At 65.7% G+C, this 21853-nt stretch carries 21 protein-coding genes and 1 pseudogene; 15 read left to right on the top strand and 7 right to left on the bottom strand.

The annotated features are described in order from the left end of the window. Window positions 1-45 precede the first annotated feature (45 nt). The 4 genes from DL1_RS09900 to DL1_RS09885 are packed head-to-tail and all read left to right on the top strand — an operon-like array spanning window position 46 to window position 4913. Entirely contained in the window at window positions 46-1875 is a 1830-nt protein-coding gene (locus tag DL1_RS09900) for a DUF294 nucleotidyltransferase-like domain-containing protein (RefSeq protein WP_038065565.1), read from the top strand. A gap of 8 nt (window positions 1876-1883) precedes the next feature. Then, complete coding sequence (locus tag DL1_RS09895; protein WP_038065563.1) at window positions 1884-2420, top strand: hypothetical protein; 537 nt, start codon at window positions 1884-1886, stop codon at window positions 2418-2420. 4 nt (window positions 2421-2424) lie between these two features. Continuing rightward, window positions 2425-2817: a response regulator transcription factor gene (locus DL1_RS09890; RefSeq protein ID WP_038065561.1), complete on the top strand. Its 393-nt coding sequence runs from the start codon at window positions 2425-2427 to the stop codon at window positions 2815-2817. Then, window positions 2817-4913, top strand: coding sequence for a 3'-5' exonuclease (locus DL1_RS09885; RefSeq protein WP_038065559.1), 2097 nt, complete (start codon window positions 2817-2819; stop codon window positions 4911-4913). Before DL1_RS09890 ends, DL1_RS09885 begins: the two co-directional genes overlap by 1 nt. A 4-nt stretch (window positions 4914-4917) precedes the next feature. Here the strand turns inward: DL1_RS09885 and DL1_RS09880 are convergent, their stop codons facing one another. Continuing rightward, a complete protein-coding gene (locus DL1_RS09880; RefSeq protein WP_038065557.1) occupies window positions 4918-5619 on the bottom strand; it encodes a DUF599 domain-containing protein in 702 nt (233 codons plus the stop codon). 81 nt (window positions 5620-5700) lie between these two features. Between DL1_RS09880 and DL1_RS09875 the strand changes: the two genes are divergently transcribed. From DL1_RS09875 to DL1_RS09850, 6 genes are all read left to right on the top strand, one after another. Next, window positions 5701-7155: an FAD-linked oxidase C-terminal domain-containing protein gene (locus DL1_RS09875; protein WP_038065555.1), complete on the top strand. Its 1455-nt coding sequence runs from the start codon at window positions 5701-5703 to the stop codon at window positions 7153-7155. Beyond that, on the top strand, window positions 7152-8234 hold the full coding sequence (locus DL1_RS09870) for an FAD-binding protein (protein ID WP_038065552.1): 1083 nt from the start codon (window positions 7152-7154) through the stop codon (window positions 8232-8234). Before DL1_RS09875 ends, DL1_RS09870 begins: the two co-directional genes overlap by 4 nt. Further along, a complete protein-coding gene (gene glcF, locus DL1_RS09865) occupies window positions 8234-9526 on the top strand; it encodes a glycolate oxidase subunit GlcF (RefSeq protein WP_038065550.1) in 1293 nt (430 codons plus the stop codon). The genes DL1_RS09870 and glcF overlap by 1 nt, the downstream gene beginning before the upstream one ends. Before the next feature lie 84 nt (window positions 9527-9610). Further along, window positions 9611-10387: a trypsin-like serine peptidase gene (locus DL1_RS09860; protein WP_038065549.1), complete on the top strand. Its 777-nt coding sequence runs from the start codon at window positions 9611-9613 to the stop codon at window positions 10385-10387. Between the two features lie 10 nt (window positions 10388-10397). Then, window positions 10398-11291 (top strand): trypsin-like serine peptidase, encoded by an 894-nt coding sequence (locus tag DL1_RS09855; RefSeq protein ID WP_162178743.1) that lies wholly within the window; start codon window positions 10398-10400, stop codon window positions 11289-11291. Window positions 11292-11431: 140 nt separating this feature from the next. Next, on the top strand, window positions 11432-11893 hold the full coding sequence (locus tag DL1_RS09850; RefSeq protein WP_038065548.1) for an Hsp20 family protein: 462 nt from the start codon (window positions 11432-11434) through the stop codon (window positions 11891-11893). 162 nt (window positions 11894-12055) lie between these two features. Here DL1_RS09850 and DL1_RS09845 read toward each other — a convergent pair whose 3' ends face one another. The 4 genes from DL1_RS09845 to DL1_RS09830 all read right to left on the bottom strand — a co-directional run bounded on the left by DL1_RS09845 (window position 12056) and on the right by DL1_RS09830 (window position 15991). Beyond that, on the bottom strand, window positions 12056-13078 hold the full coding sequence (locus tag DL1_RS09845; RefSeq protein WP_038065546.1) for an aspartate-semialdehyde dehydrogenase: 1023 nt from the start codon (window positions 13076-13078) through the stop codon (window positions 12056-12058). Window positions 13079-13154: 76 nt separating this feature from the next. Further along, window positions 13155-13769 carry a glycosyltransferase family 29 protein gene (locus tag DL1_RS09840; protein WP_038065545.1) on the bottom strand — a complete coding sequence of 205 codons (615 nt, stop codon included), beginning with the start codon at window positions 13767-13769 and terminating at the stop codon, window positions 13155-13157. Continuing rightward, window positions 13766-14791 carry a glycosyltransferase family 4 protein gene (locus DL1_RS09835; RefSeq protein ID WP_038065544.1) on the bottom strand — a complete coding sequence of 342 codons (1026 nt, stop codon included), beginning with the start codon at window positions 14789-14791 and terminating at the stop codon, window positions 13766-13768. Before DL1_RS09835 ends, DL1_RS09840 begins: the two co-directional genes overlap by 4 nt. Window positions 14792-14800: 9 nt before the next feature. Next, window positions 14801-15991, bottom strand: a complete 1191-nt coding sequence (locus DL1_RS09830) for an MFS transporter (RefSeq protein ID WP_038065543.1) — start codon at window positions 15989-15991, stop codon at window positions 14801-14803. 146 nt (window positions 15992-16137) lie between these two features. On the opposite strand from DL1_RS09830, the gene DL1_RS09825 reads away from it, so the two are divergent. Together DL1_RS09825 and DL1_RS09820 are read left to right on the top strand one after the other, a co-directional pair. Then, window positions 16138-16488: a winged helix-turn-helix domain-containing protein gene (locus DL1_RS09825; protein ID WP_038065542.1), complete on the top strand. Its 351-nt coding sequence runs from the start codon at window positions 16138-16140 to the stop codon at window positions 16486-16488. Between the two features lie 102 nt (window positions 16489-16590). Beyond that, complete coding sequence (locus tag DL1_RS09820; RefSeq protein ID WP_038065539.1) at window positions 16591-18189, top strand: DUF4139 domain-containing protein; 1599 nt, start codon at window positions 16591-16593, stop codon at window positions 18187-18189. On the opposite strand, the gene DL1_RS09815 is transcribed toward DL1_RS09820, so the two are convergent. Together DL1_RS09815 and DL1_RS09810 are read right to left on the bottom strand one after the other, a co-directional pair. Then, on the bottom strand, window positions 18186-18665 hold the full coding sequence (locus DL1_RS09815) for a ribbon-helix-helix protein, CopG family (protein WP_162178742.1): 480 nt from the start codon (window positions 18663-18665) through the stop codon (window positions 18186-18188). The genes DL1_RS09820 and DL1_RS09815 overlap by 4 nt on opposite strands. A gap of 62 nt (window positions 18666-18727) precedes the next feature. Continuing rightward, entirely contained in the window at window positions 18728-19378 is a 651-nt protein-coding gene (locus DL1_RS09810; RefSeq protein WP_038065536.1) for a carbonic anhydrase, read from the bottom strand. A 169-nt stretch (window positions 19379-19547) separates the two neighbouring features. Here DL1_RS09810 and DL1_RS09805 point away from each other — a divergent pair, with 169 nt between their 5' ends. The 3 genes and pseudogenes from DL1_RS09805 to DL1_RS09795 all read left to right on the top strand — a co-directional run. Further along, window positions 19548-19928 carry a hypothetical protein gene (locus tag DL1_RS09805; protein WP_038065534.1) on the top strand — a complete coding sequence of 127 codons (381 nt, stop codon included), beginning with the start codon at window positions 19548-19550 and terminating at the stop codon, window positions 19926-19928. 62 nt (window positions 19929-19990) lie between these two features. Next, window positions 19991-21400 carry a leucyl aminopeptidase family protein gene (locus tag DL1_RS09800; protein WP_081856310.1) on the top strand — a complete coding sequence of 470 codons (1410 nt, stop codon included), beginning with the start codon at window positions 19991-19993 and terminating at the stop codon, window positions 21398-21400. Beyond that, window positions 21397-21853: pseudogene (locus DL1_RS09795) on the top strand (NLP/P60 hydrolase); the annotation flags it as partial. The gene DL1_RS09800 and the pseudogene DL1_RS09795, both read left to right, overlap by 4 nt.

The following is a 21853-nucleotide window of genomic DNA, read 5'->3' as shown; positions in this document are numbered from 1 at the left end:
TCCCGTTGGTGCGGGGCGCCTCTTTTCCCCCAAAGGACCGAGATCATGAGCGCCGATCCGACACCGATCCTCGCGTTTCTTGAAACCGTTCATCCCTATGACACCCTGCCGCGCAACGAGCTGGAGGCTGTTGCCAGTTCCTTCCGCCGCAGGGAGGTCAAGGCCGGGGCCTGCATCTATACCTATGGCCGCCCGCTTGAGGGGATCTATCTGATCGAGCGCGGCGCGGTCGAAATCACGGATTCCAACGGTGCGCTGGTCTCGATCCTTGGACCGCGAAACACATTTGGCGAGCGCGGGCTGATGCGCGACGGGCTGGCTGCGACCCGCGCCACGGCGAGCGCCGAGACGGTGCTGCTGGTCTTGCCGCCCGAGCCGTTCCGCGCGCTCTTGCACGACGTGCCGAGCTTTGCGCGGTTTTTCAATCGGGCGCGCAGCTCGGAGCCGCGCAGCCCCTCGATTACCACGATGAAGATCGCCGATCTGATGACGCGCAAGCCGATCTCCTGTGCGCCGGATGCCACCGTGGCCGAGGCCGCCCGGCTGATGCGTGACCAGCAGATCTCGTCGCTGGTGGTGATCGGCGCTGACGGCGCGCTGCGCGGTATCCTTACGCAGCGCGACCTGACCAATAAGGTTCTGGCCGAGGGACGCCTGCCCGAGACACAAGTTCAGGCGGTGATGACAGCCGATCCGGTGACGCTTGGCCCCGATGCGCTGGGCTCGGATCTGTTGAATGTCATGCTGGAAAAGCGGATCGGCCATTTGCCGATCATGGATCAGGGTCGGTTTGTCGGGATGGTCACCCAGACCGATCTGACCCGCTTTCAGGCCGTCTCTTCGGCGGTGCTGATCCGCGATGTGGCGGGCGCTGTGGACGTGGCCGATATGGCCGCCGTCACCGCGCGCATTCCGCAGCTTCTGATGCAGCTCGTGGGCGGGCATCACACCCATGAGGTCGTGACCCGGCTGATCACCGATATCGCGGATGCGGTGACGCGCCGCTTGCTTGCGATGGCCGAGGCCGAGCTGGGCGCGCCACCTGTGCCCTACCTCTGGATGGCCTGTGGCAGTCAGGGCCGACGCGAGCAGACCGGGGTGTCCGATCAGGACAATTGCCTGATCCTCGATGATGCGGTGGGCGCGCAGGATATGACCTATTTCCACGCGCTGGCGCGGATCGTCTCGGATGGGCTCAATGCCTGCGGCTATGTCTATTGCCCGGGCAATATGATGGCCACCAATCCGCGCTGGTGCCAGCCGGTGCGGGTCTGGCGATCCTATTTCGAGGGCTGGATCGCCACCCCCAATCCCGAGGCGCAGATGCTGGCCTCGGTGATGTTCGATCTGCGCGCAATCGGCGGCGGCGGTGCGGGGCTTTTTGCGGGGCTGCAAGAGGTAACGCTCGAGCAGGCGTCGAAGAATTCGATTTTCGTGGCGCATATGATCGCCAATTCGCTCAAACATACGCCGCCTCTGGGCCTGCTGCGCGGCTTTGCCACGATCCGCTCGGGCGAGCATCGCAACCATATCGACATGAAGCATAACGGCGTCGTGCCGGTGGCCGATCTCGCGCGGGTCTATGCGCTGCGCGGGCGTCTGCCCGAGGTCAATACCCGCGCCCGGCTGATCGCGGCGGAGGCGGCGGGTCAGCTTTCGCATTCGGGCGCGCGCGATCTGATCGAGGCCTATGACCTGATCGCCGCGCGCAGGCTTGAAAATCAGGCGCATCTGATCCGCTCGGGGCGTGCGCCCGACAACTACCTCGCCCCCTCCGATCTGTCGGATTTCGAACGCTCCCACCTGCGCGATGCCTTTGTCGTCGTGCGCACCATGCAATCCGCCTTGGGCCACGGCAAAGGCCCGATCAGTTAGGACGCTCCATGACCAACGACTTTATCTCGACCATTGCGGCAGGCTCTCTCGCGGCGCTGGTGATGTTCCTGCTCAACCACATGAGCAAGAAATTCCGTGGTCAGAAACTGCCCAAATGGGCGATGCCGGCCGCGATCGGAGCGGCGCTGATCGGCTACACGATCTGGAACGAGTATAGCTGGTATCCGCACACCCGCGACGCCATGCCTGACACGGTGGTGGTGCTGCAAGCGGTGGATGAGCGGGTCGCGTGGCGGCCCTGGACCTATCTCGTGCCGATGGTGACGCGCTTCATGGCTGTCGATGGCGCGCAGGTCACCCATCCGATTGCCAGCCGTCCGGATCTGGCCGAAACCGACCTGCTGCTGATCGGGCGCTGGCAGCCGCTGCAAACCGTGCCGACGGTGTATAATTGCGACGATGGGCAGCGGGCGGACCTGATCGCCGGGGCCAGTCTGAATAGTGACGGTACGCTTTCGGGCGGCAAATGGGTCAAGCTGAGCGCCCAAGATCCGGGGCTGCAAGCGGTCTGCGCGAAAGGATAAAGGGATGGGCGAGCCGGGCAAGACACAGCATGTGCTGATCGTGGAGGATGAGGATAACATCGCCATCGCGCTCGATTACCTGATGGGGCGCGAGGGCTATGCGCATGAGCGGATCGCAACCGGGCGCGGCGCGCTTGAGAAAATCCGCGAGACCCGCCCGGACCTCGTTTTGCTCGACGTGATGCTGCCCGAAGTGTCGGGCTATGAAATCTGCCAGAAGGTGCGCGCCGATGCGGCGCTGGCCGATGTGCGCATCCTGATGATGACCGCGCGCGGCTCGGCGATGGAGCGGCGCAAGGGCCTCGCGCTTGGCGCGGATGGCTTTATCGCCAAGCCCTTCGAGCTGGGCGAGCTGCGCGCCGAGCTGCGCCGCATTCTCGACGAGGCCTCGGCCTGATGTCCGGTGCCCGGTTCAGCCTGCGGCTCCGGGTGCTGTTGTTGTTCGCGGCGCTGGCCGTGGGTGTTCTGGCGGCGCTGGCAGGCGGGCTGATCCTTGGCTATACGCGCGAGCCTGCGCCCGATCTGCGCAGCCCGATGCTCGCGGGCGGGATTGCTGCGGGCTTTGTCAGCCTCGGCCTGATCGCGGGGCTTTGGCTGTTTTTCGACACCCATCTCGTCAAACCGGTTGAGCGGCTCGCAGGGCTGTTGCGCGCGCATGGCGCGGCGGATGCGGGCGCGCAAATCGAGACCCGCGATGCCCCCTTTCTCGGCGATCTGACCCCGGCTGCGGGGGCCATGGCGCAGACGCTCTCCGAGACCCGCCACGCGCTGAACACAGTGGTCGCGCGCGAGACGACCCGGCTTGCAGAGGAAAAAGAGCGCCTTGAGGCCTTGCTGGCAGATGTCCCGGTGGGCGTGTTGCTCTGCACCGCTGAGCATCAGATCGCGTTTTACAACGGGGCTGCGGTGGATCTTCTGGGGTCAGCCCATGCGCCGGGGCTCGATCGGCGGGTCTTCGAATACCTCACCGCCGGGCCGATTTCGCATGCCTATGAGCGGCTTGGTATGACGAAAGATCCTGAAGCTGCGACCGATCTGCTCTGTGCCACGGTCGATGGGGGTTTGGTGCTGGCCGCGCGGATGCGGCGGCTGGCCGTACCGCAGGATGCGCAGGCCGGGGGGCACCCGGGCTATGTTCTGACGCTGCGCGATGTGTCGGGCGACATGGCCACCCACCATGCACGTACGCAGCTGATCGATGAGCTGTTCGAGCGCATTCGACGCCCCGCCGCCGCGCTGCAATCCTTGATCGACGTACTGACCGGCCCGGATGAGGCGGGCACAGATCCGGCGCGCGATCCGATCCGCGCGGCGGCCCGCAGCGAGACGCGCCAGCTCTCCGATGCGATCCACGATGTCTTCGCGCGACACGAGGCCACCCGGGCGGATTGGTGGCCGCTCTCGATGATCCGGGCCTCGGATCTGGGGCAGGCGGTGGCGGCGCGGGTCGAGGCTGAGGGCGGCGCGCTTTTGCCAGTGAGTGCCGCGCTGATGCTGCGCTGCGAGGGCTTCGAGCTGGTGGCCTTGCTTGCAAATTTGGCGCGGCATCTGCGCCCGCGCGACAACCTGCGCCTTGAGATCATGCAAGAGGGGGTGGGGGCTTTGATCGCGCTGGAATGGGTCGGTGCGCCGGTCGAGATCCGCGCGCTGGAGAGCTGGCTCGATCAGCCGCTCGATACCGGGGGGGCAGAGCTGACCGGGCGGCGCGTGCTGCAGATCCATGCCACCGAAATCTGGCCCGAGACGCTGCCCGACGGGCGCGGGCGGCTCTGCCTGCCGCTGCGCGAGGCACGCCACGTCACCGCGCGCCCGGCCCCCGCAACGCGCCGGGTGGTCTATGATTTCGATCTGCTTGCGCGGGGGGCGACCGGCACGATTGCCGAGACGCCGCTCGCCGATCTGACTTACGTGGTGTTTGACACCGAAACGACCGGGCTTGCGCCCGAGGCGGGCGATGAGATCGTGCAAATCGCGGCGGTGCGCATCGTCAACGGGCGGCGCGTCGCGGGGGAGGTGTTCGACATGCTGGTGGATCCGGGCCGTCCGATCCCGGCGCAGGCGGCGGCGATCCATGGGATTTCCGATGCGATGGTTCAAGGCGCCTGCTCGGTCCCCGAGGCTGTTCGTCAGTTTCACCGCTTTGCCGAAGGCGCGGTGCTTGTGGCCCATAACGCGCCTTTCGACATGGCTTTTCTCACCCGCAGGCAGGACGAGATTGGCGCGCGGTTCGACAATCCGGTGCTCGATACGGTGTTGCTCTCGGCGGTGGTGTTTGGCCAATCGCAGACCCACACGCTCGACGCGCTGGCCCATCGGCTGGGGATCACCATTCCCGAGGAGGCGCGCCACACGGCGCTTGGCGATACGGTGGCCACGGCGGAGGCGTTTCTCAAGCTCTCAGCGGTGTTGCAGGCGCGCGGTCTGACGCGGTTTGGCGCGGTCCTGGCCGAGCTGCGCAAACACAGCCGCCTGCTGCGTGATCTCAATGGTTAGGCGCTTATTCGGGGCTGTTATCGAGCAGGGCCTGACGCGATTCCGAGGCGAATTCGCGCCGCCACAGCATCGCCGTGGTAAAGGCCGTCGCCGCAATCAGCGCCACAGGGCCCAGCATCCACGCGAGCGTCGCCAGCGCGAAATAGACCGAGCGCAGCCCGCGATTGAAGCTTTTGGCGGCGTTGATATTCACTTGCGCCGCTTGCGCCGCGCGCGGATAGGCCAGCGGATCCTCGGGGTTGTTGGGCACGGCGGCCATCGCGATGGCGGCATAGGAAAACAGCCGATGCGACCAGACGAACTTGAGAAAGGCGTTGGCGCCAAACAGCACCGCTGTCAAAATCCGCGCCTCCCACAACAGGCTCGGCCCTTGGCCGATGTCGAAATCGCTCGCGATATCGGTCAGCGGCTGGGGGTTGCCGATCAGCGCCAGCCCGCCGCCGATTGCGATCAGCGCGGTCGAGGCGAAGAAGGTCGTCGATTGGCGCAGCCCGTCCACCATCTGCGAATCGAAGATGCGCGGCTGGCGGGTCACCAATTGGCGCAGCCATTCGCGCCGATAGGCGGCCATGATCTCGCCCATCGAGGGACGATGGGGCGGCGAATGTTCGGTGACCCAGCCGATCCCGACCCAGCAGATCACAAGGAAGGCCAGCGCGGCGAGATCGAGGAGCCCAAGCGGGCCGATGTGATAGATTTGGCTCATAGCCTCAGTTAGCCCGTCTCGCGCTGTCTTGTCACGGGGCATGATTGGTTATATTTGTTTACCAAATAGGGAGGGAAGACGATGGAGATGCCGGACCCGAAGGCTGCAATTCTGGCGCGCAAGCCCGAGATCGTGGCGCGGCTGCGCGATGTGCTTCCCGCCGATGCGGTGATCGACGATCCCGCCGAGACGCGCGCCTATGAATGCGATGCGCTCTCGGCCTATCGCTGTCAGCCGCTGGCCGTGGTGCTGCCCCGCTCAACCGCCGAGGTTGCAGCCGCCCTTTCCCTACTGCACGAGATGGGCGTGCCCGTAGTGCCGCGCGGCGCGGGCACCTCGCTTGCGGGCGGCTCGATGCCGCAGGCCGATAGCGTCGTGCTGGGGCTTGCGCGGATGAACGCGGTGCTTGAGACCGATTACACCAACCGTCTGATCCGGGTGCAGGCCGGGCGCACCAACCTCTCCGTGACCGGCGCGGTCGAAAGCGACGGCTGGTTCTACGCCCCCGATCCGTCCAGCCAGCTCGCCTGTGCAATCTCGGGCAATATCGCGATGAATTCGGGCGGCGCGCATTGTCTGAAATACGGGGTGACGACGAATAACCTCTTGGGGGTCACGCTGGTCACGATGGCGGGCGAGGTGATCGAGATCGGCGGCACGGGCAGTCTCGATGCGCCGGGGCTCGATCTGCTGGGGCTGGTCTGCGGCTCCGAGGGACAGCTGGGCGTGGTGACCGAGGCCACGCTCAAGATCCTGCCCAAGCCCGAAGGCGCACGCCCGGTACTGATCGGGTTTTCGGCCAATGAGATCGCGGGGGCCTGCGTGGCCGATATCATCCGCGCCGGGATCTTGCCGGTCGCGATCGAGTTTATGGACCGCCCCTGCATTCGCGCGACCGAGGCGTTTTGCGGCGCGGGCTATCCCGATTGCGCGGCCCTTCTGATTGTCGAATGCGAGGGCAGCCCCGCCGAGATCGACGAGCAGATCGGCCTGATCCGCGAGATCGCCGCGCGCCATGATCCCGTCGAGTTCCGCGAGGCGCAAAGCCCCGAAGAGGCCGCCCGGATCTGGCTGGGCCGCAAATCGGCCTTTGGCGCGATGGGACAGCTGGGCGATTACATGTGTCTCGATGGCACGATCCCGGTCTCCGAGCTGCCCCATGTGCTGCGCGGGATCGAGGCGCTTTCTGCGCAATACGGGCTGGAAGTGGCCAATGTGTTTCACGCAGGCGATGGCAATATGCATCCGCTGATCCTCTATGATGCCAATGCGCCCGGGCAGCAGGCGCAATGCGAGGCTTTGGGGGCGGAGATCCTCAAGCTCTGTGTCGCGGTGGGCGGGTGTCTGACTGGAGAGCATGGAGTGGGCATCGAAAAGCGCGACCTGATGGAGGTGCAATTTGGCCCCGCAGATCTGGAGGCGCAGATGCGCGTGAAAGACGTGTTCGATCCGAAATGGCTGCTCAACCCGGCCAAGGTATTTCCCCTCGCAAGCAGCGCGGCGCGCAGGGCAGGCGACGGGGGCGCATCTTTATGAAAGTCACCACAGAGGCGCAACTGGCCGAGGCGATCCGCGATGCGCAGGGGCCGCTTTCGATCACGGGCGGCGGCACGCGGCCCGTGGGGCGCAGCTTTGGCACACCGCTTGAGATCGCGATTGCGGGGATTTCGCTTTATGAGCCGGGCGCGCTGACGATGGTCGCGGGCGCCGGCACGCCGCTGGCCGAGATCGAGGCCGCGCTGGCGGCCGAAGGCCAGCGCCTGCCTTTTGAGCCTGCGCTTTGGGGGCCCGTTCTGGGCGCTGCGGGCGCAAGCACGATTGGCGGCGTGGTGGCCGCGAATGTCTCGGGCCCGCGCCGGATTCAGGCCGGGGCCTGTCGCGACAGCCTGATTGGCGTGCGGTTCGTGGACGGGCGCGGCGATGCGATCAAATCGGGCGGTCGGGTGATGAAGAACGTAACGGGCTATGATCTGGCACGGCTTCTGGCGGGCAGCTGGGGCACGCTCGGCGCGCTGAGCGAGGTGGCCTTCAAGCTGCTGCCCGCCGCGCCTGCGCAGGCGACCGTGGTGCTCGATCTGCCCGCCGGGGCGGCACCGACCGCGCTCGCCGCGGCCCTGGCCTCGCCCTACGACGTCTCGGGCGCGGGCTGGCTGCCCGGCACCGGCGCGATCGTGCGGCTGGAGGGGCTGGCGGCATCGGTGCGCTACCGGGCCGCGCAGGTCCGCATGCTTCTGGAGCGCTTTGGCCCGGCCCGGATCGAAGAGGATGGCTCAGCCGCGCTGTGGCAGGCGCTGCGCGATGTCACGCCCTTTGTGGGTCGTGACGGCGATCTGTGGCGTCTGTCGGTCAAACCCGGCGATGCGCCGGGCATTATCGCGCGGCTGGGCTGCGAGGTCGTGCTCGACTGGGGCGGCGGGCTGATCTGGGCGCTGATGCCAGAGGGTACGGATGCGCGCGCGCAGGCCAGCCCCTATACCGGCCATGCCAGTTTGATGCGCGGGGCGGCGGAGGGCGCGGTGTTCCAGCCAGAGCCCGCCCCGGTCGCGGCCCTCTCGGCGGGGCTGCGCGCGCAGTTCGATCCACGTGGCATTCTCAACCCCGGAAGGATGAGCTGATGCAGACCAATTTCACCCCCGAGCAGCTTGAAGATCCGGGCATTGCGCGCTCCAATTCCATTCTGCGCGCCTGCGTGCATTGCGGGTTTTGCACAGCGACCTGTCCCTCCTATCAGGTGCTGGGCGATGAGCTGGATAGCCCGCGTGGGCGGATCTATCTGATCAAGGACATGCTGGAGAATGACCGCCCAGCCGATGCCAAGACGGTCAAGCATCTGGATCGCTGCCTGAGCTGTCTGGCCTGCGTGTCGACCTGCCCCTCGGGCGTCGATTACATGCATCTGATTGATCATGCGCGCGCCCATGTCGAAAAGACCTATAAGCGCCCGCTGATGGACCGGCTGCTGCGCGCAACGCTGGCGCGGATTCTGCCCTATCCGGGGCGGTTCCGGCTGGCGATGGGCGGGGCGAAACTGGCCCGCCCCTTTGCGCGTTTCCTACCCGACCGGCGGTTGCGCGCGATGCTTGAGATGGCGCCGAAGGTGATCCCGCCGGTCTCGCGCAATGACGACCCGCAGGTCTTCGCGCCCGAGGGCCGCAAACGCTACCGCGTGGCGCTGCAGACGGGCTGCGCGCAGCGCGCGCTCAACACTGATATCAACGATGCCACGATCCGGCTTTTGCGGCGGCTGGGCTGCGAGGTTGTGATCCCCAAGGGGCTTGGCTGCTGCGGCGCGCTGGCGCATCACATGGGCCGCGAGGGTGAGAGCCATGCGCAGGCGCTGGCCAATATCCGCGCCTATCTCGCCGAGCCAGAGCTGGACGCGGTGATCATCAACACCTCGGGTTGCGGCACCACGGTCAAGGATTACGGCGAGATGCTGCGCCACGGCCCGCATGCGCAGGAGGCGGCAAAAGTGGCAGAGCTTGCCTGCGACATCTCGGAATTTGTCGCGCGGATCGGCCTGCCTGAGCGCCAAAATCCCAAGGCAGAGCCCGGCGCTTTGCGCGTGGCCTATCACGCGGCCTGCTCGCTTCAACATGGCCAGCAGATCAAAGCCGCGCCCAAAGATCTGCTCCGGCAGGCGGGGTTCGAGGTGGTCGAGCCCGCCGACAGCCATCTGTGCTGCGGCTCGGCGGGCACCTATAACCTGCTGCAGCCCGAGATCGCGCAAGAGCTGCGCAAACGTAAAGTCGCGACGCTTGAGGCCAAGGCACCGCAGGTGATCGCGGCGGGCAATATCGGCTGCATGATGCAGATCGCGGGCGGCACTGGGATACCGGTGGTGCATAGTGTCGAGCTGCTCGATTGGGCAACGGGTGGGCCAAAACCGCGCGCGCTGAGTGCGTAAATCCTTGCATGGCGTCACAAATCGGCCCTAATCCGAGGCTATCTCAAGACTGATCAGCCCCGAATTCCCCCGACGGAGCCGCCGATGCGTTTGCCCATTCTTGCCTTTATCCTGCTTGCGCTGGCGTTTCCCGTTCGCGCGGATCCTGCGCTCACGCGGCTCGATACCGGCGATTCTTCGCGCGGGTGGGAGGCCGTGGGCAAGCTCGATCTCGGGCATGGCAGCTTTTGCACCGGCACGCTGATTGCGCCCGATCTGGTGCTCACCGCGGCGCATTGTCTGTATGACAAGCGCACCGGCGCGATGATCGCGGCCAGCGACATGGAGTTCCGCGCGGGTTGGCGCAATGGGCGGGCGCTGGCCTATCGCAAGATCCGCCGCGCGATTGCCCATCCCTCCTATCACTATGACGGGCCCCATCGCCTGTCGCGCTCTTCCTTCGATCTGGCGCTGGTCGAGCTGAGCCAACCGGTGCGCCTGCCGCAGCTCCGCCTGTTTTCGCTCGAAAGCGCGGTGCCCGTGCGCGACGAGACGGTGGGGGTTCTGTCCTATGCGCGCGGTCGCTCGGAGGCGCCCTCGCTGCAGCGCGCCTGCAAGGTCATCGCGCGCGAGAACAGCACGGTGGTGATGACCTGTTCGGTCGATTTTGGAGCCTCGGGCGCGCCGGTCTTTACCCTGCGCGACGGGGTGCCCCGGATCGTTTCGGTCGTGTCGGCCAAGGCGGAGCTGGGCAAAGAGCCGGTCTCGATCGGGGCGCTGATCAGTGGCGTCGCGGATCTGCGCGCCGAGATGGATTCGCGCGAGCGCGCACCGGGCGGCCAGGAAGTTCACACCAATGGCGCGAAGTTCTTGCGCCCCTGAGGAGACCCCGATGGCGATGATCAAACGCAGCCTCATCGCCCTTACGGCGCTGTTCGTTCTGGGTCAGAGCGGGGCGCCTGCGCAGGCCGAAACCGGGCTCGACCGCCTGTCGCGCCGCGCGGATCTGTTCGGCTGGGAAGCGGTCGGCAAGGTGCGGATCGGGGCGAACGGGTATTGCACCGGGGTGCTGATCGCGCCCGATCTGGTGCTCACGGCGGGGCATTGCATCTTTGATCGCACCACGCGGCAGGCGCGCGCCCCCGCCGATCTGACATTTCTCGCAGGACAAACCGGCGCGCGCGAGATCGCCTCGCGCCCGGTCGCGCGGATGATCGCAGACCCCGCCTATGCGCCTTTTGTGCCGATCTCGGTCGACACGATCCGCCACGATGTCGCGCTGTTGCAGCTGGCAACGCCGATCCCCAGCTCGACCGCCGCGTGGTTTCGCGTGGGCGATGCGGGCGGCAAGGGGGCGGCGGTCAGCGTCGTGTCCTATGCGCGCGGGCGGTCTGGCGCGCTGTCATGGCAGCGCGATTGCACCGTGTTCGGTCATGCGCAGGGGCTGATCGGCTTTGACTGCGATGTCGATCACGGCTCTTCGGGGGCGCCGGTCTTTGATCGCAGCGGCGTGTCGGCGGGGCAGCGCGCGCAGATCGTCTCGCTGGTCTCTTCGGGCGCGCGCAAGGACGGCAAGGTTCAGGCCTATGGGATGGAGCTTCCGGCCATCGTGGCGCAGCTCAAGGCGAACCTGCGCTCCGGGCGCGGTGTGATCGAGGGCGCGCCTGAGGTGCAGACCGGGGCGCGTCAGGTCCGCCCGCAAGATGAGACGCCCGAGCGCACGGGCCAGCCGCGCATTCTGCGCGGCGGCGGGTCGAATACTGGCGCGAAATTTCTGCGCCCCTGAGAGAGATTTCCCCTCTTGAAACGGCGAATTTCACTCCCCAAATTCTGAACCATCGGGATGCCATGACGGGTCCCGTGTCACAATAGCCCGGCCCGGACGATCGGGCGGGTGTTCAACATCGCTCAAGAGAGGATGATACCATGCGAAGCTTTGATCTTTCGCCGCTCTACCGTGCCACTGTCGGTTTTGACCGCGTGGCGGACCTGATGGACCGTGCTCTGACGCATGATCTCGCGCAGCCGACCTATCCGCCCTACAACATCGAGAAGATCGACGAGAATGCCTATCGCATCTCGATCGCCGTTGCCGGTTTCGGCTCTGATGAGTTGGGCGTCGAGATGAAGGAAGGCGCGCTGATCGTGACCGGGCGCAAGGCCGAGGACGACACCCGCACCTATCTGCATCGCGGTATCGCGACCCGCGCCTTCGACCGCCGTTTCGCGCTGGCCGATCATGTGAAGGTCACGGGCGCAAGCCATGAGGATGGGATGCTGCATATCGATTTGGTGCGCGAAGTGCCCGAGGCGCTCAAACCCCGTCAGATCGAGATTGCTGGCCCCGCCAAATCGGAGCGTAAGCAGGTCGAAACCGTCGACGCCTAATGCGCTGACAGCCGTAAAGACCCGGAGCGCGCGAGGATCCCCTCGCGCGTTCTTTTATATCCGCGGGGCAGGAGGGGGCGGCATTCGCTCTCGCCAGTGCCCCATAAAAAACGCCCGGGGAAACCCCCGGGCGGTCTGTTTCTGGCTACGCTCGCGCGCAGCTTAGCCTTTTTTCAGGCAGCGATTGCCCAGCGTTTCCGCGATTTGCACCGCGTTGAGGGCCGCGCCTTTACGCAGGTTGTCCGACACGCACCACAGGTTGAGGCCGTTCTCGATCGTGCTGTCCTGACGGATCCGCGAGATGAAGGTCGCGAAATCGCCGACGCACTCGACCGGCGTGATATAGCCGCCATCTTCGCGCTTATCGATCACCATGATGCCCGGCGCTTCACGCAGGATGTCGCGGGCTTCGTCCTCGTCGAGGAATTCCTCGAACTCGATATTGATCGATTCCGCATGGCCCACAAAGACCGGAACGCGCACGCAGGTCGCGGTCAGCTTGATCGACTTGTCGACGATTTTCTTGGTCTCGGCGACCATTTTCCACTCTTCCTTGGTGGAGCCGTCATCGAGGAACACGTCGATATGCGGGATCACGTTGAACGCGATCTGCTTGGGATAGACGCTGGGCTCAACCTCCTGACCGGGGACATACATGCCCTTGGTCTGGTTCCACAGCTCATCGATGGCAGCCTTGCCCGAGCCGGAAACCGACTGGTAGGTGCTCACCACCACGCGCTTGATGCGCGCGCGATCATGCAGCGGCTTGAGCGCCACGACCATTTGCGCAGTCGAGCAGTTCGGGTTGGCGATGATGTTTTTCTTGGTATAGCCATCGACCGCTTCGGGGTTCACTTCCGGCACGACCAGCGGCACGTCGGGGTCATAGCGGTAGAGCGAGGAGTTATCGATCACCACACAGCCCTGCGAGGCTGCGATGGGGGCATATTTCTTCGTCGCATCCGAACCGATCGCGAAGAGCGCGATATCGTATCCGGTGAAATCGAAGCCCTCCAGATCCTTTGTCTTCAGGGTCTTATCGCCAAAGCTGACCTCAGTACCAAGCGACCGGCGCGACGCGAGCGCGACCAGTTCATCGACCGGGAACTGGCGCTCGGCCAGAATGTTCAGCATTTCGCGGCCCACATTACCCGTGGCGCCTGCAACGACGACTTTATAGCCCATTAGGACCTCCTTGCCCAAAAAGAACAGAGGCGCTGATAGCGCCTTCATCAAGAAAATGAAAGGGGTGAGCGCCCGATCAGTTCCGAATGATGCGGGAATCGCGGGCGATAAGGGCCTCGACCATCTGCGCCTCGGCTGCGAAATCATGCGGCACATTCTCGGCGCTGCGCGATCCCGAGAGCGAGCGCGAGGCGAAAAAGTCGAACCCGTAGAGATCGAGCCGCGCCAGCGCAGAGCCTGCGAGCATGTCGATCAGCATCGCCCCCGTCGTGGGCTGCGCGCCAAGTCGGGATTTGAGCGCGTGATAAGCGCTCAGCGGATGCAGGTAGAAGCCGGGGCTTGTGGCGCTTTGCCAATCCAGCCGCTTGCGCTTGTGGCTCATCCACAAAATGCGCGCAGGCGCGATCCGGCTGCGGTCGGCTTGCGGCAATCGGGTCGCAAGCCCCAGCCAATCAGTGCGCGTCCCGTGGCTTTGCGCATCGGGCATCGGCGCGCGGTTGATGCGGATCACGACGTCATGGGCGTCGATCTGCGCGCCCTGCGTCGTCTCAGCCAGTGCGCGGGCATTGCCCACCAGCGCCACGGATTTCCCGCGCAGTTCGGCCAGAAGCGCGTCTTGCGAGACTGAGAGGGTGGCCAGAGGTGCCTCGCGCCGCAGGCTGCGCGCTATCAAAAAGCCCAGCCGCGTCACGCCAGCATCTCGCGATAGATCGCTACCAGCGCCTCGGCTTCGCGCTCGAGGGCAAAGGCGGATTGCGCGCGCAGACGCGCGGCCTCGCGCGCCGCGTCCAGCCGGTCGGGGTCGTCAAGAAACATCGCCGCGGCCTCGGCCAGCGCCTGAGGCTTTCCGGGCGCGACCAGCGCACCGGTCTCAGGCGTCACGATCTCTTCGAAAGCGCCCACACGGGTGGCCACGACCGGCACGCCGCAAGCCATCGCCTCAATCGGGGTCAGGCCAAAGCCCTCCCAGCGCTGCGGCGCGACATATAGATCAAGCACGCGGTACCAATCGGCCATCTGATCAACGTCGACCTCGGGTTGAAACAGGATCCGCCCGGCAAGACCCGCCTGCGCGACCTTTTCCTTCAGCCCGCCCAGAAACCGCGCATGCTCGCCCACCGCGCGGCCCATCACCACCGCCGTCACGCCGGGACGCGAGGGCAGTGCTGCGATCATCGCATCGACAAAGGCATCGGTGCCCTTCTGCGCGCGGATCCGGCCATAGCACCCCACCAGCAGACCTTTCGTGGGCAGACCCAGCTGGGCGCGCAGGGCCATGCGATCCGGGGCGGGGGTGAAGCTTTGCGTGTCGATGCCGTGCAAGATGACATCGGCCTCGCGCTCCAGATAGGAGGCGGTGCGCGAGGAGGTCGCAACGATCCGGTCCATCTTGCCGATCAGCCATTTCGTATAGCCCGAATGCTGCCGCTGGCTGGCCGAGGTGAACAACAGCCGCAGCCGCATCCGCAGCAGATCGCGCAGTACCAGCCCCAGCAGCATCTCGGTGTTGCGCCGCGCATGCCATACGCGGGTGCGGCGCGGCAAGAAGGGCAGCCGCCACACAGGCACATGGGGCAGGTGCTCTGGCAGGCCCGGCCCGGTGGCGACGATCCCGATCATGCGGGCCTGCAAGGGCACAAGCCGCACGACAGTGGCCGTCACGCCCGACAGGCGGCACTTGAGATTGGGGGCTATGACGTCGATCTGTTTCATAAGGAGGCCCTAGTTTAAACTCTCGCCCCGGCTGGGGGCAAAGAGATAAAAGCCCAACCCGATCGCGACCGGCGCGAGGAAAAAGGCAAACAGCAATCCGTAGGCGGTTTGCGGGGAGTGTCCGGCGGAGGCGGCCTCGAAGACCGGGCGCGAGGCGAATTGCATGATCGCCACGCCAAGGATCGAGAACATGTTATGCACTGACACGCCGCGCCCGGTCAGATGCGGCGGGTAAAAGCTGCGGCCATGCGCCATGATGATCGGGAAGGACGCCCCGAAAAATCCGACCAGCGCCAGCAGAACGGTCGCCAGCAAGATCGACTGGTCGGGCATCAGCCACAGTCCCGCCAGCGCCAGTGCCATCACGATATTGCCCAGCACGATCACCCGTTTGAGGCTGCCCAATAGCCTATCCGCCGGACCATATGCGAAGGTGCCCGCAATCATTGCCAGCCCCATGATCAGCGTGACCCGGCCAATCAGCTGCGTATCGGCGCCAAACACATCGCTGAGATACGACCCGGCCCATGCTCCGCGAATGCCTGCCGCCGGGGCGTAATTGGCGAGCGTCAGCGGCAAGAGCAGCCAGAAGCCGGGCAGTTTGAGCACATCAAGCGCCGTGCCGCGTCGGCCCTCGGGCTGGACGACCCGCTCGGGATCGCGCGCAAACACCGCGATGAGCAGCGCCACGCCCAGCGTGATGACGGCCAGCCCCCAGAGCGTCGGACGCCAGCCAAACGTATCGATAGCGGTGGCGAGCGGCGTGGCCCCCGCAAGGTTGCCCAGAGAGCCCGCGCCCATCGTCGAGGCCGCCAGCGTGCTGAACAGCGCAGGCTTGAACGAACGGGCGTAGATGAAATAGCTCCCGACAAGGATCGGCGCGCAGCCCAGCCCGATCAGGATCATCGCGAAATGGATCGCAATCGGCCCTTCCGCCATCGCGAAAAGCGCAGCGCCCGCACCGCCGCCCACCGCCAGCATCACCGAGACCGTGCGGCGCGGGCCGATCCGGTCCAGCGCCTCACCGACCGGGATCTGCACCAGCGCGAAGGCCGCAAACCACAGGCCCAGCGAGACCGCCAGATCACTGCTGCTCACCCCGATCTCGGTCTTGAGAATGGGGGCGAGAACCGCGAGGCAGGTTCTGTAGAATTGACTGAGGAGATAGCCTGCCACGAGGCCCGCAATGGTCGCGCGCATAAATGCTCCGGTGAAAACTGGCGCCAAGCTGCATGAGCGTCGCGCCAAGTGCAAGGGGCGTGCGCGAGGCGTAGGCCTTGCCAAGCTTTGCGCCCGCTTTCAGGATGCAGACAGGCCCGCAATCCGCGCTGGGACATGGAGGGGAGATGGAGCTGACCCGATTGAAGATGCGCCTCTATTTCGGCGAGGCGATGATGGGGCCGGGCAAGGCAGAGCTGCTGGAACGGATCGCCGCGGAAGGCTCGATCTCGGCGGCGGGCCGCGCGATGGGAATGAGCTACAAGCGCGCTTGGAACCTTGTCGAAGAGATGAACAGCGCCTTTCGCGCCCCGTTGGTGCACAGCACGCGCGGCGGATCGCGCGGCGGTGGGGCGGGGCTGACCGAGACCGGCGAGGCCGCGCTCAGGGCCTATCGCGCCTTCGAGGAGAAATGCCGCGTCTCGGGCGCGGCGGAGATCGCGGCGCTGGGTGCGTTGATCGCCCCGGACAAGTCCTGAGCCAGCGTGGTTTCGCCGAGATGCGCGCGCCGGGCGCATCCGGGCCATTGCACTTGACCGCGCGCGGGGCCAACCTGCGCGCACCGTTCAAGGAGGACTTTCATGCGTATCACCCTGACCGCCGCACTGCTTCTTGGTGCGTGCCCCGCTCTGGCCGATACGATCGAGGCACCCGCCACGATCAACTCCGTCACCCTGTTCCCGCAGGGCGCGCAGGTTGTACGGCAGGTTCAGATCACAGGGCCTTCCGGCACCAATGAGGTGCTGGTGCCGGGCTTGCCCAAAGGCACAGATATCTCGAGCCTGCGGGTCTCGGGCGATGGGGTGAGCGTTGGAGCTGTGAGCCTGATCGATGGCCGCGCGCCCGCGCTTGCAAAGGTCGACAGCGCGCCGATCAAGGCCGCCCGTGAGCGGTTGGCACAGGCCCGCGAGGCGCTGGCCAATGCCAAGGATCAGGTCGCCACGATCGAGGCCAAGGCGCAGGCCGCGCGCGATCAGATCACCTTCCTCAAGGGCGCTGGCACGCAGGTGAGCGATCCAAGCCAGCTGCAGGCGATCGCGCAGGTGGTGGGCGATCAGATCCTTGCCGCCTCGGAACGCGCGATTGCCGCCGAGGCCGATGCGCGCCGCGCCCGCGAGGCGCTCGACCCGCAGGAGAAGGCCGTCAAACAGGCGCAGGCGGCGCTTGATGCGCTGGAGAACCCCGCCAAGGATCACGACGTGCTGCGCGCCATGGTGCAGGGCTCCGGCACGCTCACGATCACCTCTTTCGTCGATAATGCGGGATGGCAGCCGACCTATGATCTGCGGCTGGATCGCGCGGCGGGCAAGCTCGACATGACACGCTATGTCTCGGTGCATCAATCCTCGGGTGAGGATTGGCGCGATGTCGATCTGACGCTCTCGACCGCGCGTCCCGGTGCGCAATCCGCGCCCTCCGAGGTCTATCCCCGGCAGGTCAGCAGCGGCCCGCCCAGACCGGTGATGCCGCTGGCCAAAAGCAATGCGCGCGTGGCCGATATGGCGGGCGCGCCTGCGCCGATGATGGAGGCGGCCTTCTCTGGTACGGCGAAGTTGCAGATGCAGGGCGAGACGGTGACCTATCACTATCCCAGCAAGGTCGATCTGCGCGACGGGGTCGATGATCTTCGCCTCAAGCTTGATGACAAGGTGCTGCCGGTCGAGGTGATCGCAGAGGCCGCCCCGCTGTCAGATCCGCAGGCCTACCGCGTGGCCGAGGGCAAGAACGCGACCGGAGAGATCCTGCTGCCGGGTCCCGCGACCCTCTTTGTGGGCGGCGCTCTGGTCGGTCAGACCCAATTGCCGATGATCGCTGCCGGAGACGATCTGCATCTTGGCTTCGGTGCGATCGAGGGGCTGCGCCTGAGCCGGACCGAGCCGGATACAAGCGAGGGGGATCGGGGCATCATCTCGAAATCCAACGAGCGGCGCGAGGTGGTGCAGATCACGGTGAAGAACCTGACCCAGACCGATTGGCCGATGCGCGTGATCGACCGGGTGCCCTATTCGGAACAGGACGATCTGAAAGTCTCGACGTCGTTCTCGCCGAAACCCGAGACGACGGAGTATGGCGATAAACGCGGCGTCGTCGCGTGGCGCTTCGATCTGCCTGCCGGTGCCGAGAAAGAGCTGCGCAGCGAAACCGTGCTGACCTGGCCTGCCGATCAGGTGCTGCGCTAAGCACTGTCGCGCCGCCCGCGCAGCCATGCCGGTAGGATCCGGGGTGTCTGTGGTGGGCGTGCGCCCGGCTGGGCGGCAATGCCGGGAAAGGGCGCGCGAAACCGCAAGGCGAGATCGTCCATCGTTGGGCCAATCTCGTCGAGCGCGGTCAGGAATTGCAGGCTGGTGCGGTCATGCAGCGCAAGCCGCCCCAGATCGCCCGCCACGCCCAAGCGCAGCACATAACCCGCCTGACCCAGACGATTTTGCAGATCGAGCCAACCCGATGCCACCGACAACGCGCTTTGCAATGCCGCATCCTCTGGGGACATCGCGGCGCGGTTGATCAAGTCGAAACTGGGCTCGGGGGCGAGTGCGGCGCGCAGCGCGCGCCGCATCACTTCCGCGGGCGGAATTTCCTCGGATCGGGCCTGCGCGTCGATCAGCTCAATAAGATCGAGCGGCAGTTGGAGGGTAACGGAGAGATGTTTCATCATGCCCGGCAGCATGCGCGGCCAAGCTTAACGTCTGATGAACAGGTTCGCCCCGCCCACGCGATTTAGAGCGGCTCGAACTGATCGCTCGACGAGACATATTGCTCCAGCGTGCCCTCACCGATTTCGTGGCGCAGCCCGTGCAGCGTCATCCGCTCGGCATCCAGCGCCTCGCGCACGAAGGGGAAGGTCATCAGGTTTTCGAGGCTGACTTTAACCGCTTCGCGCTCCAGCTCGGTCACCGGATCTGCGGGCGCCCGTTCGAGCACACGTTCATAGCCCGGACGCAGGATGTTGAGCCATGTACCGGTGAAGGAACTTTTCTCCTCCAGATCGGGGGCCTGCCCCGCGCACATCGCATGACAGCCTGCCACGCCACCGCAATTGGAATGGCCCAGCACGATCAGATGCGCGACCTTCAGGCTCTGGACGGCATATTCCACCGCCGCCGAGGTGCCGTGATGATCGCCGTCGGGCGTGAAGGCAGGCACCAGATTGGCGATGTTGCGGTGGATGAAGAACTCGCCCTGATCGGCTCCGAACATGGAGCTGACATGCACCCGCGAATCGCAACACGCGATGATCATCGAGCGCGGCCGCTGCCCTTCATCTGCTAATCTGCGATACCAAGCGCGGTTTTCGGCATAGGACGTGGCGTGCCAGCCCTGATAGCGGCTGACAAGGTAAGTCGGAAGCGGTTTGACATGCTCTCTCATAGATCCCTCGCGTTTCGGTTGCTCACCGTGTGATCCGTCAGATAGCGCGAGACGTACCTAGATACGAGATTTTTCCGGCCGCATATAACTCTTTCTTGATGTCTCAATGTCATGATCGCGCTGCTGGTGGGGATCAGCAGTTGATTGGGGATATGAAGGGGGTGTCGCGATGGCACAGGTGTCTCACCTTACATGTGACGAAATAAGCGGGCTCGATCCCGCCCGAATCGTGGTGCTTTATGCCGAGCTGGGCGAGCGTGGTGCAGAGCGGGTGATCTCGCTCGCGATGGAAGATCTGGCCGAAACGCTTGTCGGGATCGAGACGGCCGCGGCCTGTGGCGACAGGGCGCAACTGACCGAGCGACTGAGCCATATGGAGGATCTGGCCGATCAGGTCGGGCTCACCTCGATGGTGGTCGTGGCGCGCGATCTGTTAAATTGTATCGCCTCTGGGGATGGCACCGCGCAGGCGGCGGTTTTGGCGCGGCTGATGCGGGTCGCGGATCGCTCCCTGACTGAAGTCTGGGATCTGGGCGATCTTCGGCTGTAATCCCTTGCAGGCAGGGCTGGGCGCGCTAGGCTGCGCGCGCTTCCCCTCCGCAAGGATCTGCCATGCCTGACTTTGAGTTTCTCGCCGCCCGTCCCGAAATGCGTTTTGCTGAAGCGGGCGGGGCCTCGCGTTTGCTGCATCTCGTGTCATCCGATACGCTCGCCGCGCGTCTCGACGCCTTGCCAAAGGCGCAGGCCGCGTTTGCGAAGGCGCAGGGGTTTGGCGCCGGGGCCGGGGCGTTGTGCCTGCTGCCCGGACCGGAGGGCGTTGCCGCCGCCTTGCTGGGCGTGGGGGATGCGCAGGCCCGTAGCCGTGACCGGTTCGCGCTGGCCAAAGCCGTGCCGCTCTTGGCCGAAGGGGCATGGGCGCTGGCCGATATACCGCCGGATCTGGATCTGCACGCGCTCTGTCTTGGCTGGCTGCTCGCGGGCTACCGCTTTGAGCGCTATGCCAAATCCGCCCCGCCCAAGGCGCGGCTGGTCTGCCCGGAAGGGGTGGATCGCGCCCAGCTTGAGGCGATGGCCGAGGCCGAGGCGCTGACCCGCGATCTGATCAACACGCCCGCCTCTGACATGTCGCCCGATGCGCTTGAAGCCGCCGTCCATCTCTTGGCCAAGCGCCATGAGGCGCAGGTTTCGGTGATCGCCGGAGAGGATCTGTTGGCCCAGAACTTCCCAATGATCCATGCCGTGGGCCGCGCCGCTGCCAGCGTGCCGCGTCTGATCGATCTGCGCTGGGGCGATGCGGGGCCTGCGCTCACGCTGGTGGGCAAGGGGGTGTGTTTCGACACGGGCGGGCTCAACCTCAAGCCCGGAGCCTCGATGGGGCTGATGAAGAAAGATATGGGCGGGGCGGCCACCGTGCTGGGGCTCGCGCATATGATCATGCAGACCGGCGCGAAGATCCGGCTGCGGGTGCTGATCCCGGCGGTGGAGAATGCGGTGGCGGGCAACAGCTTCCGGCCCGGCGATATCCTGCGCAGCCGCAAAGGCTTGAGCGTCGAGGTCAACAATACCGATGCCGAGGGGCGTCTTGTTCTGGCGGATGCGCTGGCGCTGGCCGATGAGGACAAGCCCGACCTGATGATCTGTATGGCAACGCTGACGGGGGCGGCCCGTGTGGCGCTGGGGCCTGATCTGCCGCCCTTTTACACCGATGATGACCCCCTCGCGCAGGCCCTCATGCAGGCGGGCACCGCGCAGGCCGATCCGCTGTGGCGCATGCCGTTCTGGGCGCCCTATGAAAGCAAGATCGAGCCGGGCATTGCCGATCTCGACAACGCGCCCTCAGGTGGCATGGCGGGCTCGATCACGGCGGCCTTGTTCCTGCGCCGCTTTGTGACCGATACGGCGCGGTTTGCGCATTTCGACATCTATGGCTGGCAACCGGCCTCTGCGCCTGCGCGCCCCAAAGGCGGTGTGGGGCAGGGGGCGCGGGCGATCTTTGCCGCACTGCCCGAGGCGCTGGCATGAGCGACCGCCGGCGCATGCCGTTTTCGGGCCGGGTCGCGCTGGAGAGCCTGCGCGATACGGTTGAGGCCGAGCGCTACACCCGCGGCGAGCCCGCGTGGATCACCGTGCCTGTCTGTGATCTGTGCCCCGCGCCCGATGGGCCGCGCGACCGCCAGCTTGTGTTTGGCGCGGCGATCACGGTGATCGAGCGGCTGGAGACGCATGCCTTCGTGCAGGCGGCGTGGGATGGGTATTGCGGCTGGATCGAGGCCGGTGCGGCCGCGCCAATGTTGGAGCCCACCCATATCGTGACTGCGCGGGCCACGCATCTCTACCGCGAGGCCTCGATCAAGCGGGGCGAGGTGATGGGGCTGTCCATGGGCGCGCGGGTCAGTGTCCTGCGCGAAGAGGGTGGATTTCTCGTCACCCCCGAGGGATATCTGCCCCGCCCGCATGCCGCGCCGGACAGCAGGG

Source organism: Thioclava dalianensis, assembly GCF_000715505.1.
In the GTDB taxonomy this organism is placed as follows: Bacteria; Pseudomonadota; Alphaproteobacteria; order Rhodobacterales; family Rhodobacteraceae; genus Thioclava; species Thioclava dalianensis.
Note: the sequence above shows the minus strand (reverse complement) of the source record. Positions and strands in the feature narration are given on the sequence as shown.